The sequence below is a fragment of the Escherichia sp. KTE52 genome, from assembly GCF_000408325.1.
GTDB classification, from domain to species: Bacteria; Pseudomonadota; Gammaproteobacteria; order Enterobacterales; family Enterobacteriaceae; genus Escherichia; species Escherichia marmotae.
Genome location: NZ_KE138676.1, coordinates 673,986 through 688,264, shown reverse-complemented (window position 1 = coordinate 688,264; position 14,279 = coordinate 673,986). Strand labels below are relative to the sequence as shown.

Annotated in this window: 10 protein-coding genes, 1 other RNA gene and 2 pseudogenes; 7 read left to right on the top strand and 6 right to left on the bottom strand. The window is 50.0% G+C overall.

The genetic code is table 11. The features are described from left to right. The 5 genes from sufB to A1SC_RS17810 all read right to left on the bottom strand — a co-directional run bounded on the left by sufB (position 1) and on the right by A1SC_RS17810 (position 6,167). Positions 1–1,488 carry a Fe-S cluster assembly protein SufB gene (sufB, locus tag A1SC_RS17790; protein ID WP_016261984.1) on the bottom strand — a complete coding sequence of 496 codons (1,488 nt, stop codon included), beginning with the start codon at positions 1,486–1,488 and terminating at the stop codon, positions 1–3. A gap of 8 nt (positions 1,489–1,496) precedes the next feature. Next, on the bottom strand, positions 1,497–1,865 hold the full coding sequence (gene sufA, locus A1SC_RS17795; protein ID WP_000367150.1) for a Fe-S cluster assembly scaffold SufA: 369 nt from the start codon (positions 1,863–1,865) through the stop codon (positions 1,497–1,499). A gap of 550 nt (positions 1,866–2,415) precedes the next feature. Beyond that, complete coding sequence (locus A1SC_RS17800) at positions 2,416–2,604, bottom strand: YdiH family protein (RefSeq protein WP_001516321.1); 189 nt, start codon at positions 2,602–2,604, stop codon at positions 2,416–2,418. Between the two features lie 99 nt (positions 2,605–2,703). Continuing rightward, on the bottom strand, positions 2,704–3,114 hold the full coding sequence (gene menI, locus A1SC_RS17805; RefSeq protein WP_000637992.1) for a 1,4-dihydroxy-2-naphthoyl-CoA hydrolase: 411 nt from the start codon (positions 3,112–3,114) through the stop codon (positions 2,704–2,706). After that, a complete protein-coding gene (locus A1SC_RS17810; RefSeq protein ID WP_016261983.1) occupies positions 3,111–6,167 on the bottom strand; it encodes a D-2-hydroxyglutarate dehydrogenase YdiJ in 3,057 nt (1,018 codons plus the stop codon). Before A1SC_RS17810 ends, menI begins: the two co-directional genes overlap by 4 nt. 213 nt (positions 6,168–6,380) lie before the next feature. On the opposite strand from A1SC_RS17810, the gene ydiK reads away from it, so the two are divergent. The 7 genes and pseudogenes from ydiK to A1SC_RS17830 form a co-directional block, all read left to right on the top strand. Continuing rightward, on the top strand, positions 6,381–7,493 hold the full coding sequence (ydiK, locus tag A1SC_RS17815) for an AI-2E family transporter YdiK (protein WP_001516319.1): 1,113 nt from the start codon (positions 6,381–6,383) through the stop codon (positions 7,491–7,493). Positions 7,494–7,677: 184 nt separating this feature from the next. Beyond that, an RNA gene (gene rprA / locus A1SC_RS22850) (antisense sRNA RprA) lies at positions 7,678–7,783 on the top strand. Positions 7,784–7,918: 135 nt separating this feature from the next. Next, positions 7,919–8,275: a YdiL family protein gene (locus A1SC_RS17820; RefSeq protein ID WP_000995294.1), complete on the top strand. Its 357-nt coding sequence runs from the start codon at positions 7,919–7,921 to the stop codon at positions 8,273–8,275. A 96-nt stretch (positions 8,276–8,371) separates the two neighbouring features. Then, positions 8,372–9,278 (top strand): annotated as a pseudogene (locus tag A1SC_RS25395) (MFS transporter); the annotation flags it as partial. After that, a complete protein-coding gene (locus tag A1SC_RS25390; protein ID WP_024214563.1) occupies positions 9,258–9,848 on the top strand; it encodes a hypothetical protein in 591 nt (196 codons plus the stop codon). The pseudogene A1SC_RS25395 and the gene A1SC_RS25390, both read left to right, overlap by 21 nt. 30 nt (positions 9,849–9,878) lie before the next feature. Continuing rightward, positions 9,879–10,637: a type I 3-dehydroquinate dehydratase gene (aroD, locus tag A1SC_RS17825; RefSeq protein ID WP_016261980.1), complete on the top strand. Its 759-nt coding sequence runs from the start codon at positions 9,879–9,881 to the stop codon at positions 10,635–10,637. A gap of 183 nt (positions 10,638–10,820) precedes the next feature. Next, a pseudogene (locus A1SC_RS17830) lies at positions 10,821–11,633 on the top strand (CoA-transferase); the annotation flags it as partial. 147 nt (positions 11,634–11,780) lie between these two features. Here the strand turns inward: A1SC_RS17830 and ppsA are convergent. Further along, the gene (ppsA, locus tag A1SC_RS17835) at positions 11,781–14,159 is read right to left on the bottom strand and encodes a phosphoenolpyruvate synthase (protein ID WP_000069391.1); all 2,379 of its coding nucleotides are present in this window, start codon (positions 14,157–14,159) and stop codon (positions 11,781–11,783) included. Between the last annotated feature and the right edge of the window lie 120 nt (positions 14,160–14,279).

The following is a 14,279-nucleotide window of genomic DNA, read 5'->3' as shown; positions in this document are numbered from 1 at the left end:
TTATCCGACGCTATGTTCAAGACTGATGGCGAGGAGTTTTTGTGCTTCAGCGGCAAATTCCAGCGGCAGTTCAGAGAACACATCTTTGCAGAAACCGTTAACAATCATCGAGATGGCGTCCTCTTCACTGATCCCGCGTTGCAGGCAATAAAACAACTGATCTTCGCCAATGCGCGACGTAGTCGCCTCGTGCTCCAGTTGCGCGCTGTTATTGCGACACTCGACATACGGGAAAGTATGCGCCCCGCAGTTAGCGCCAATCAGCATTGAGTCGCACTGAGTGAAATTGCGCGCATTGGTTGCCGTTGGCATGATTTTCACCAGGCCGCGATAACTGTTCTGGCTGTGCCCTGCGGAGATCCCTTTCGAGATAATGGTCGATTTGGTGTTCTTACCGATGTGGATCATCTTGGTGCCGGTATCAGCCTGCTGATGGCCACTGGTCAGCGCCACCGAGTAGAACTCACCGATTGAGTTATCGCCGCGCAGAATGCAGCTTGGGTATTTCCAGGTAATCGCTGAACCGGTTTCCGATTGCGTCCACGACATTTTACTGTTTTCTCCTTCACACAAGGCGCGCTTGGTGACGAAGTTGAGAATACCGCCAGTATTGTTATCGCCTGGGAACCAGTTTTGCACCGTGGAATATTTCACCTCGGCGTTTTTATGGATGATGACTTCCACCACCGCCGCGTGTAGCTGATAGCTATCTCGCACTGGTGCGGAGCAGCCTTCGATGTAGCTGACATAACTGTCTTCGTCGGCTATCAGAATAGTGCGCTCAAACTGCCCGGTTTTTTCTGCGTTAATACGGAAATAGGTCGAAAGTTCCATTGGGCAGCGCACACCTTTAGGTACATAAATAAACGTACCGTCGGAAGCTACTGCCGCATTGAGTGCGGCAAAGAAATTGTCATTACCTGGCACCACAGTGCCGAGATATTTCCTCACCAGTTCCGGGTGTTCATGAATCGCTTCGCCAAAGGAGCAGAAGATGATCCCTTGCTCTGCCAGTTTTTCACGGTAGGTGGTGGCAACCGAAACAGAATCGAAAATGGCATCCACCGCCACCTCTTTGCCTTCACGCACCGGTACGCCCAACTGCTCAAATGCCGCTTCCACCTCTTTACTTAAAAAAGCGTTCGCACCCGTTTGTTGCACGGCACCAGGTTCCGACGCACAAGTATCATCACAGTTACCGCACGATGGTGCCGAGTAATAGCTGTAATCCTGATAATTCAGCTTGTCATAGTGGCCTTTCAGCCAGTGCGGTTCTTCCATCTCCAGCCATGCGCGGTAGGCATTGAGCCGAAATTCCAGCATCCATTCTGGCTCATTACGCTTAGCCGAAATTGCGCGCACCACTTCTTCGTTTATGCCCTTAGCCAGCTCATCAGTGGCTAACTGGGTGAAGAATCCTTCTTTATAATTCAGTGGGCCGCCGGTCCAGGTTTTGACATCGTCAGTTGCTTCAGTATTACGAGACATAGTACCGCCTATACCCCAAAGCTTTCGCCACAGCCACATTCATTCTGGGCTTTCGGGTTGTGAAATTTGAATATCTGATTAAGTCCTTCGTGAACGAAATCGACTTCCGTGCCATCAATAAACGGCATCGCTTGCAGCGGGACGAACAACTTCGCGCCGTCGTGTTCAAACAGCAGATCGTCTTTGTCCGGCTCGCTGACGCTGTCGAGTACATAGCCAAAGCCCGCACAGCCCGTTTGTTTAACACCTAATCGCACGCCGACCATGCCCGACTGCTTCGCCACCAACTCACGGATGTGTGCTGCCGCTGCCGGTGTTAGCGTTAAGCCTTGCCAGGCGAAATCCTCTGGATTAAACGTTCCTGAATGCATGTCCATCGATTTACCTCACTTAAATCGCTTACCGCGGATAACAGCATGTTAGTGATAATGATTATCAGTTCAACCCAGCAAACGCAGGGGCTTTCCCGTAAAACATGCTTTTTGCCTGCATTTAATAAGCATAGACCCTGATTTGTGGGTTAACAGATACGCTAAGAATTAGGTATCTCATTGTTAGATAATGATTATTATAGAAATAGAGTTAAGGCGGTGATGGAAAAGGAAAAGTTGTATCGAAAATGACTATTTAAGGGATAGGTAAAAAAGTAGCGAGTTCAGAAATAAGAAAACCCTTAAGTCTGTTCGACACAGACTTAAGGGTTTCTACCCCATCCGGCGCTTATCTCCGGCACTCACAGTGGCTTAGCTCTTGAAGGGGCGATAAGAATAATCTCATAAGACCAGGCCACCGTTTTAACACAAACTGCGATTTGTATTCTTTTTAAGCGAGATCAAGCGGGTAAAATAAGCAGCATTAAGGAAGCCGTCGAGCCTGGACGGAGGTTAATCCAGGTCGATTTGGCGAGCTTTCGGCATTACACCACAATCAATGCACGCCCAGACGCCAGGCGAAGTAGATTTCTTCTTTTAATTCAGCAGAAGAGAGTGTGAGCAGGTCAGCGAATTCAAGTTCTAATTGTTTCAGTCGTTTGAGATATTGGGCAGGAGAAAGATTGCTCTGGTCACGGCGTAAAAATTCCATAGCCAGTTGGGTGGGATCAAGTTGAGTAGACATAGCATCCTCGTTTGTAGACAAGACCTGCACAGTATACCACCGTTTACTGCGCAGATAATAACCAAAAACAATATGCGTCACATTTTTCTGGTGACAACGTCACAAAATGGCGGTCGTCAATCGTGACGAGCAGCACAAACGCTCTTTCTCATCGAAGATTTCAATCTGCCAGACCTGGTGCCTTGAACCGAGATGCAGCGGTTTGCAAACGCCGCGAACCCGCCCTTCTCGCGCCGACCGGACATGGTTGGCATTGATTTCCAGACCAACGACTTTTTGCTCGCCTTCGGTACATAAATAACCGGCAACGGAACCGATACTCTCAGCCAGAACCACAGACGCCCCGCCATGCAGCAACCCAAAAGGCTGCTTCGTCCGCTGATCTACTGGCATTGTCGCTTCCAGCGTGTCATCACCAATATGTTCAAAGCGAATATCCAGTAACCCCACCATGTTTCCTTCACCCATGACATTCAGCGCCTCAAGGGTGATTTTACGTTTCCATATCATTTAATAATCTCCAGTAATGCCTGCACAGGATGGCGTACCCCCGTGCCTTCAACCCGTTTTACCTGGCTTCGGCAGGAATATCCGGTTGCCAGGCAGCGATTACGCGGCAGTCGCTGCATCGCCTGATGCCAGGATAACTCATAGATCCCGAGCGAATTTTTATGATTTTTCGCTTCATGTCCGTAAGTCCCCGCCATGCCGCAGCACCCCACACTGACATTTTCCAGCTTCGCGCCAAAACGGGCAAATATCGTGGCCCACTGCGCTGGCGCACCCGGCAAGGCGGTGACTTCGGTACAGTGACCAAAGAAATACCACGGCTCGCCACTAACCGCTGCCACCGGCTGTGGCTGAAGTGCGTTTGCCAGCCATTCATTTGCCAGTAAGACCTGAAAATCACCGCGCTCCTCGCCCAGCGTCAGCTTATATTCGTCGCGATAACAAAGCACCAGAGCTGGATCGACGCCCACCATTGGCATTCCCAGCTTCGCCATGCGGTTGAGGAAATCCGCCGTCTTTTTCGCTGTCTTTGCAAAACGATTGAGAAAGCCTTTGATATGCTGCGCTTTACCATTTGGTGAGAACGGCAGTAACACGGGCTGGAAACCTAATTTCTCGACCAGACGGACAAAATCCGCTACCACCTGTGCATCGTAATAACTGGTGAAAGGGTCTTGCACCACCAGCACCGTGCGTGCTTTCTGCTCAGCATTAATCACTTCAAGCTGTTCCAGCGTCATGTTTGCCGAGCGATGCCCCACCATTTGTTGTTGCAACGACGGCACCGAAAGCAGCGGCAAGTCGACCATGCCGATATGTTTTTTCGACAGTTTGCGCACCAGCGGTTGGTTAATGAAGAAGTTAAACGTCTTCGGCGCTCGCGCCATCAGCGGCGCATAACTCTCGACCGTCGCCACCAGATGGTCACGCAGCGGGCGTAAATAACGGGTGTGATAAAGTTGCAGGAAACGAGAGCGGAACTCCGGCACATCAATTTTGATAGGGCACTGGGTTGAACAGGCTTTACAGGCCAGGCAGCCAGACATCGCCTCTTTGACTTCGTGGGAGAAGTCATACTCACCTTTATTGGCATGCCAGCTATTACGAGTGCGGGCAATCAACGTGCGCAAACTGGCTCGCGTTTCAGGCAGTTCTTGTTCCAGTTTTAATGGGTCAACACCACGGTCAGCCAGCAAACGCAACCATTCGCGCACCAGCGTCGCGCGCCCTTTCGGTGAATGGATACGATTCTGGGTTATCTTCATCGACGGGCACATTGGGCTACGAGCATCAAAGTTGAAGCATAAACCGTTGCCGTTACATTCCATTGCCCCGCGCCACTGCTGACGAACTGCGATAGGGATCTGCCGGTCAAACGTACCGCGTTTCACCGCGTCCACTTTCATCATCGGCGCGTCGATACCTTCTGGCGGACAAATTTTCCCCGGATTAAGCCGATTATGCGGATCAAACGCCGCTTTAACTTTGCGCAGTTCAGCGAAAAGTTCCTCACCGAAAAACGCCGGGCTGTATTCGGCACGAAAACCTTTACCGTGCTCCCCCCACAACAAACCACCGTATTTCGCGGTAAGCGCCACCACGTCATCAGAGATTTGTTTCATCAAAATCTCTTGTTGCGGATCGCACATATCCAGCGCCGGACGGACGTGCAAGACCCCCGCATCGACGTGGCCAAACATGCCATAGCTTAAACCGTGACTGTCGAGCAGTGCGCGAAATTCAGCAATATAATCCGCCAGATGTTCCGGCGGTACGCAGGTATCTTCGGCAAATGGGATCGGTTTGGCTGCCCCTTTAGCATTGCCAAGCAGGCCAACAGCTTTTTTACGCATCGCATAAATGCGCTCGACTCCAGCCAGCTCACGACACACCTGCCAGCCGATCACGCCCGCTTGCTGGCTGGCGATCAGCTCATCCAGCCGCGCACAGAGTGCGTCTACCCGCTCGTCGATCAACGCCTCATCGTCCCCGGCAAATTCAACAATGTTCAGCCCGAGCATCTCTTTGTCGGGCACATCGGTAATCAGCTCGCTAACGGAATGCCAGACGATATCTTCCCGCGCCAGATTCAGCACTTTAGAGTCCACCGTCTCTACTGAAAGCGCGCGCGCCTCAACCATAAACGGCGCATTACGCAGCGCGGAGTCAAAAGAGTCATATTTGACATTCACCAGACGGCGCACTTTAGGCAAACGAGTAATATCCAGTCGCGCTTCGGTAATAAAGGCCAGCGTCCCTTCTGAACCCGTCAGAATACGAGTCAGGTCGAACTCGGTCATCTCATCGTTAAAGACATGGCGCAGATCGTAACCGGTAAGAAAACGGTTAAGTTTGGGGAACTTGTCGATAATTAACTGCCGCTGCTGGCGGCAGCGTTGATAAACCGTTTTATAGATACGCCCGATAGCGGTGTTGGTTTTACCCAGCGTTTCAGCCAGTTCTACGGGTAAAGGTTGCGTATCGAGAATATCGCCCCCCAACAACACCGCCCGCACGCCCAGCACGTGATCTGACGTTTTGCCATAGACCAGCGATCCCTGACCGGAAGCATCGGTATTAATCATCCCGCCGAGCGTTGCCCGGTTGCTGGTCGAAAGTTCCGGTGCAAAGAAATATCCGAACGGTTTCAGATACTGGTTAAGTTGATCTTTAATCACCCCAGCTTCAACGCGCACCCAGCCCTCTTCAGGATTAATTTCGATGATGCGGTTCATATGGCGAGACATATCAACAATAATCCCCTGGTTGAGCGCCTGACCGTTAGTGCCGGTGCCACCGCCGCGTGGGGTGAAGATCAGCGATGAATAGCGTTCCTGCGCAGCCAGACGGGCGATTAACGCCACATCTGCGGTTGAACGTGGAAATACCACCGCATCGGGGAGAAGTTGGTAAATGCTGTTGTCGGTCGACATTGTCAGACGATCGGCATAACTTGTCGCCGTATCGCCAGTAAAACCCTGTTGCTCCAGCTCTTGCAAAAAATTAAGCACCAGTTGAACGACGCCGGGTGCCTGGGAAATCTGTGGAATCATTATATTGACCCTTTCCTGCGGTCTGTGATGAGAGATTAATCGTTTGCGTGTTATGTCACTTGTTGTACCACATTTTTTTCTTACACGCCCATCAGAATTAAGGGCAGAATCGGCCTGTTAAAAACCGCTGAAATTGCTCATCATTATGCAGGTGAGTTTCACGTGTTCACGTCGCGTCGACGATTTGACGCACAAAAAAGGTGAAAAGTAGTTATGGTAAATGTTCGTCAGCCCAGGGATGTCGCACAAATTCTGCTTTCGGTGCTGTTTTTAGCCATCATGATTGTGGCATGTCTGTGGATTGTTCAACCCTTTATTCTCGGCTTTGCATGGGCCGGTACGGTGGTTATCGCCACCTGGCCGGTATTGTTACGTTTGCAAAAAATCATGTTTGGCCGCCGCTCTCTCGCCGTTCTGGTAATGACGCTGTTGTTGGTGATGGTGTTTATCATCCCTATTGCCTTACTGGTTAACAGTATTGTCGATGGCAGCGGTCCGGTAATTAAAGCCATTTCCAGCGGTGACATGACGTTACCCGATTTAGCGTGGCTTAATACCATTCCGGTGATTGGCGCGAAGCTGTATGCAGGCTGGCACAATTTGCTGGATATGGGGGGGACGGCGATCATGGCGAAAGTCCGTCCTTATATTGGCACCACCACCACCTGGTTCGTCGGACAAGCGGCACATATTGGTCGCTTTATGGTGCATTGTGCGCTGATGCTGTTATTCAGCGCCCTGTTGTACTGGCGCGGTGAACAGGTAGCGCAAGGTATTCGCCATTTTGCGACTCGTCTGGCAGGCGCTCGCGGTGATGCCGCTGTACTGCTGGCGGCGCAGGCTATCCGCGCAGTAGCGCTGGGCGTTGTGGTGACTGCGTTAGTACAAGCCGTTCTTGGTGGGATCGGTCTGGCCGTTTCCGGCGTTCCTTACGCCACGCTGCTGACGGTATTAATGATCCTCTCCTGCCTTGTCCAGCTTGGTCCGTTGCCGGTGTTGATTCCGGCGATCATCTGGCTTTACTGGACCGGCGATACCACCTGGGGCACGGTATTGTTAGTGTGGAGTGGCGTGGTCGGCACACTGGATAACGTTATTCGCCCGATGTTAATTCGCATGGGAGCAGATTTACCGCTCATCCTCATCCTCTCCGGGGTCATCGGTGGTTTGATTGCCTTCGGTATGATCGGCTTGTTTATTGGTCCGGTACTTCTGGCTGTTTCCTGGCGTCTGTTTGCCGCGTGGGTGGAAGAAGTCCCGCCGCCGACTGACCAGCCGGAGGAAATTATCGAAGAACTGGGCGAAATTGAAAAAACGAATAAGTAAATCTCTCATCAGGCGGCTTTGCCGCCTGATTGTTAATCAGGGCTAATTAATATTTCCTTTTTTTCATTCACCCTCTTGCTTACTGCCATTCAGCAACGCTTACCTGTCGCAAATCCTTTACAGTTTTTAAACTAATGAGACGAATCTGATCGACGCAAAAAGTCCGTATGCCTACTATTAGCTCACGGTTATAAATCAACATATTGATTTATAAGCATGGAATCCCCTGAGTGAAAAACGAATTGCTGTGTGTAGTCTTTGCCCATCTCCCATGATGGGCTTTTTTTTAACACTTTTTCGCCCCAACAACTCGCCTCTCGATATCTCCAGGAATATTGCACAAGATACTGTGATTCTCTTCAAGCCGTTAGCTGGCTGATAGTGTTATTTATATTTTATCCTTTTATTCATGCAGCCATTACACAATGAACGCTTATGAACTCCAGGCACTACGCCATATTTTTGCCATGACTATTGATGAATGCGCGACCTGGATTGCCCTGACGGGTGACAGTGAAAGCTGGAAACAGTGGGAAGACGGCAAACGTGCCATTCCTGATCGCGTTGTTGAACAACTGCTGGCTATGCGTCAGCAAAGAAAAAAACATCTTCACGCTATCATAAAGAAAATAAATAACCGCATCGGCAATAATACCATGCGTTCCTTCCCTGACTTAACTGCGTTTCAACGTGTCTACCCTGATGGCAATTTTATTGACTGGAAGATTTATCAATCGGTAGCCGCTGAATTATATGCGCACGACCTTGAGCGTCTTTGTTGATATTTTAACGGGAATCAATAGCCATTATTACAAGAATAATGACCGGATATTGACGCAACATCGCCACACTTTTTAAAGCAAAATTGCTAAGTGGAACTTATGAAAATGCTGTTTTTATTTGGTATTCCTGCCTGCCCGAATTTAACCCTCGCTTACTGTCTGGCTGTGTGCGTCGGTATCGCCAACTCAGCACTGGATACTGGTGGCTACCCCGCGCTGATGGAATGTTTCCCGAAAGCCTCCGGTTCAGCGGTAATTCTGGTTAAAGCGATGATCTCATTCGGGCAAATGTTCTATCCAATGCTGGTGAGTTATATGCCGCTGAATAACATCTGGTACGGCTATGGGTTAATTATCCCAGGCATATTATTTGTACTTATTACATTGATGCTATTGAAAAGAAAATTCCCCAGCCAACGGGTTGATGCTGGCGTTGCCGGAGAATTATCGCAAATGAACAGCAAACCGTTAGTCTGGCTGGAAGGTGTTTCATCGGTAGTGTTCGGTGTCGCGGCATTCTCGACCTTTTATGTGATAGTGGTGTGGATGCCCAAATATGCGATGGCATTTGCCGGTATGTCGGAGGCCGAGGCTTTAAAAACCGTATGGGTTCGCTGGTCTGTGTCTTTATCTTTGCTGCGCTACTGAAAAAATGGTACGCCCCATCTGGGCTAATGTTTTTAGCTTTGCGCTGGCAACGATCACTGCCGCCATTATCTATCTCTACCCTTCTCCGCTGGTGTGTAATGCCGGAGCCTTTGTTATCGGTTTCTCTGCTGCTGGCGGTATTTTACAGCTCGGTATTTCGGTCATGTCAGAGTTCTTCCCAAAAAGCAAAGCCAAAGTCACCAGTATTTATATGATGATGGGGGGATTGGCTAACTTTGTTATTCCACTGATTACCGGTTATCTGTCGAATATCGGCCTGCAATATATCATCGTTCTCAATTTCACTTTTGCTCTGCTGGCTCTGGTGTTAATTATGGATGTTACGGCTAAATATGAATTAATTGGGCTGATGGCTTATCCTATCCGCCATAGCTTATCGCCTGAAATGCAGAATAAAGCCTTAGAAAAAGCGGGATTGCCATTTACCTATATGGCCTTTGAGGTGGATAACGACAGCTTTGCCGGTGCAATTGAAGGTTTAAAAGAAATTAAACTCTTTAACCGTCGGGATGAGTTTTTCGATAAAGCCCTCGCCTTCGCGCAACAGGTTAATGAAAACACCGATTGTGTCGTAACCGTCACCGATCTTGCCGACCAGCAAGCCTTTGCTGAAGCGCTGGCTTCTGCCGACATTTTAACCAACGGCACAAAAGTAGGAATGAAACCCCTTAAGAATGAGTCTTTAGTTAATGATATCAGTTTGTTACATCCAGGACTTCTGGTCACTGAATGCGTGTATAACCCGCATATGACGAAGTTATTACAGCAGGCGCAACAAGCAGGTTGCAAAACGATTGATGGATACGGCATGTTGTTGTGGCAAGGGGCTGAACAGTTCACGTTATGGACTGGCAAAGATTTCCCTCTGGAATACGTTAAACAGGTCATGGGGTTCGACGCCTGACAGGCTGACCGCGTGCAGAAAGGGTAAAAAATGAAAACCGTAACCGTAAAAGATCTCGTCATTGGCACGGGCGCACCAAAAATCATCGTCTCGCTGATGGCGAAAGATATCGCCAGCGTGAAATCTGAAGCTCTCATCTATCGTGAAGCGGACTTTGATATTCTGGAATGGCGCGTGGATCACTTTTCCGACCTCTCCTGTGTAGAGTCGGTCATGGCAGCGGCAAAAGCTATCCGTGAGATAATGCCGGAAAAACCACTGCTGTTTACCTTCCGCAGCGCCAAAGAAGGCGGTGAGCAGGCACTTTCGACAGAAGCGTATATTGCGCTCAATCGCGCAGCCATCGACAGTGGTCTGGTCGATATGATCGATCTGGAGTTATTTACCGGCGATGATCAGGTTAAAGAAACCATCGCCTACGCTCACGCGCATGATGTGAAGGTTGTCATGTCCAATCATGATTTCCATAAAACGCCAGAGGCCAAAGAAATCATCGCCCGTCTGCGCAAAATGCAGTCCTTCGACGCCGATATTCCCAAAATTGCACTGATGCCACAAAGCACCAGCGATGTGCTGACATTACTTGCCGCGACCCTGGAGATGCAGGAACAGTATGCCGATCGTCCAATCATTACGATGTCGATGGCAAAAACTGGCGTAATTTCTCGTCTGGCCGGTGAAGTATTTGGTTCGGCGGCAACCTTTGGCGCAGTAAAAAAAGCCTCTGCGCCGGGGCAAATATCGGTGAATGATTTACGCACAGTATTAACTATTTTGCATCAGGCATAATAAATAACGCTCCGGCGGGAACTTCCTTACCCGCCGAAATAAAAGTAAGTATTTTAAGAGTGTTTAATAAAAATATTCCGTGAATATCTGCGCGCTATTTTTCTGGCTGACGCAGGGAAATTCACACCTGAATCAGGAAAAAAAATAATGAAACCTGTAAAACCATCTCGTATTAATGGATGAGTGCCGATCCTGTCGGCACAGGAAGCAGTAAATTATATCCCCGACGAAGCAAGGCTTTGTATATTAGGCGCTAGCGGCGATATTCTGGAGGCCACCACATTAATTACCATTCTTGCTGATAAATATAAGCAGACCCAGACACCGCGTAATTTATCAATTATTAGCCCTACAGGGCTTGGCGATCGCGGTATTAGTCCGCTGGCGCAAGAAGGTCTTGTGAAATGGGCATTATGCGGACACTGGGGACAATCGCCGCGTATTCCTGACCTTGCAGAACAAAATAAAATTGTTGCCTATAACTATCCACAAGGTGTGCTCACCCAAACATTGCGCGCCGCCGCTACCCACCAGCCGGGGATTATTAGCGATATTGGTATCGGCACATTTGTCGACCCTCGCCAACAAGGCGGAAAACTTAATGAAGTGACCAACGAAGACCTGATTAAAATGGTCGAGTTTGATAATAAAGAATATCTCTATTACAAAGCGATTGCGCCGAATATCGCCTTTATTCGCGCCACCACCTGCGACAGCGAAGGCTATGCCACCTTTGAAGATGAAGTGATGTATCTCGACGCATTGGTTATTACCCAGGCGGTGCACAATAACGGCGGTATCGTGATGATGCAGGTGCAGAAGATGGTTAAGAAAGCCACGCTGCATCCCAAATCTGTCCGTATTCCGGGCTATCTGGTGGATATCGTTGTTGTCGATCCCGATCAAACTCAGCTTTATGGCGGCGCACCGGTTAATCGCTTTATTTCTGGTGACTTCACGCTTGATGACAGCACCAAACTTAGCCTGCCCCTTAACTAACGTACACCATCCGGTAAATACAAAAGTTTTTGTTAAGGAAAGATATTATTCAGCGATTAACCCAGCGTTATTGCGAAATCATGGGATAAGTTTCGTATGCGGAAATAGCGTAAACCCGGCGACTGAACGCCGCCGGGCTTTTATTTACTTTTTCAGTTCAGCCAGACTTAACCATGTTTGCACCACGGTATCCGGGTTCAGGGACAAGCTATCGATCCCTTCCTCCATCAACCATGCAGCAAAGTCCTCGTGGTCAGACGGGCCCTGACCGCAAATCCCGACATATTTGCCCTGTTTCTTCGCGGCACGGATCGCCATTGATAACAGTGCTTTCACGGCGTCATTGCGCTCATCGAACAGTTCAGAAACTACGCCGGAGTCACGATCCAGACCGAGCGCCAACTGTGTCATATCGTTTGAGCCGATAGAAAAACCATCGAAATATTCGAGGAACTGTTCAGCGAGCAAGGCGTTGGACGGAATTTCACACATCATGATGATCTTCAGCCCGTTCTCACCACGTTTCAGCCCCTGACGCGCCAGTTCTTCAACCACCGCTTTCGCCTGCTCAACGGTACGCACGAACGGGATCATGATCTCAACGTTGGTTAACCCCATGTCGTTGCGCACACGTTTCACCGCTTCACACTCCAGCGCGAAGCAGTCGCGGAAACTTTCGGAAACGTAGCGCCCCGCGCCACGGAAGCCAAGCATCGGGTTCTCTTCATGCGGCTCGTAACGCTCGCCGCCCACCAGGTTGGCGTATTCGTTAGATTTAAAGTCCGAGAGACGAACAATGACGCGCTTCGGATAAAACGCAGCGCCCAGCGTCGCGATCCCTTCGGTCAGACGACCAACATAAAATTCACGCGGAGAATCAAAACCTTTCATCATCTCGCGGATTTCGTTTTGCAACTGCGGTTCCTGGTCGTCAAACTCGAGCAGTGCGCGCGGGTGAACGCCAATCATGCGGTTGATGATAAATTCCAGACGCGCCAGACCCACGCCTTCGTTTGGCAGGCAGGCGAAGTCAAACGCACGATCCGGGTTACCGACGTTCATCATCACTTTCAGCGGCAGATCCGGCATGGTTTCCACGCTGGAACTTTTCACGCTGAATTCCAGCAGTTCGGCATACACGTAACCGGTGTCACCTTCGGCACAGGAAACGGTAACCTTCTCACCGTCTTTCATCCGTTCGGTTGCATCACCACAGCCGACTACCGCCGGAATACCCAGTTCACGAGCGATGATCGCCGCGTGACAGGTACGCCCACCACGGTTAGTGACGATGGCCGACGCTTTCTTCATGATCGGTTCCCAGTCCGGGTCGGTCATGTCGGTGACCAGCACATCACCTGGTTCGATGCGGTTCATTTCGCTGATGTCATGAATGACTTTCACCGGGCCTGCGCCAATGCGATGGCCGATAGCACGGCCTTCTGCGATAATCTTGCCCTGTGAATGCAGGGTATAACGTTCCGTGACCTGGCCGCGTGAACGCACGGTTTCTGGACGCGCCTGCACAATGAACAATTTGCCGGTGTGACCATCTTTTGCCCACTCAATGTCCATCGGGCGACCGTAGTGTTTCTCAATTTGTACGGCCTGTTTTGCCAGTTCCTGCACTTCTTCGTTGGTCAGCGAGAAGATGTCACGCTGTTCCTGTGGCACATCTTCAATTTTAACCTGTTTGCCATGTTCCTGAGTCGGCGCGTAGACCATGCGGATTTTTTTCGATCCCATCGTGCGGCGCACGATAGCCGGACGATTCGCCGCCAGCGTCGGTTTATGCACGTAAAATTCATCCGGATTAACCGCGCCCTGCACCACCATTTCACCGAGGCCCCATGCGGAAGTGATAAACACCACCTGGTCGAAACCGGATTCGGTATCAATGGAGAACATCACGCCAGAGGATGCGAGGTCGGAACGCACCATCCGCTGAACACCGGCGGAGAGCGCCACGCCACGGTGATCGTACCCCTGGTGAACGCGATAAGAGATAGCGCGATCATTAAACAGGGACGCAAAGACATGTTTCACAGCTACGAGGACGGCGTCAAACCCCTGAACGTTAAGGAAAGTTTCCTGCTGACCGGCAAAGGAGGCATCCGGCATGTCTTCTGCGGTGGCGGAGGAACGCACTGCAAAAGAGGCGTTTTCGTCATCGGCAGAAAGCTGGGCATAGGCTTCGCGGATGGCATTTTCCAGCTCAGGCTGGAAGGGAGTGTCGATAATCCACTGGCGGATTTGCGCGCCCGCTTTCGCAAGCTGGGTAACATCGTCAATATCCGTTTTATCCAGCAGTTCATAAATGCGCTGGTTTACGCCGCTTTGATCCAGAAACTGGTTAAACGCATCGGCGGTTGTGGCAAAACCATTCGGAACGGAAACACCCATTCCGGAAAGGTTAGTAATCATTTCACCCAGGGAGGCATTTTTGCCCCCAACCCTGTCTACATCATTCATGCCGAGTTGGTTATACCAAAGCACCAGCGGTGACGAGCCATTGTTGGACATCGAACAATCCTTTTGTGATAAATGAACGGTTTGAGAAACACATTTCTGCGCATTTATCTTTGCATATTTAACCGGATGAAAAAAACGGTGAATCGTTCAAGCAAATATATTTTTTTGCTT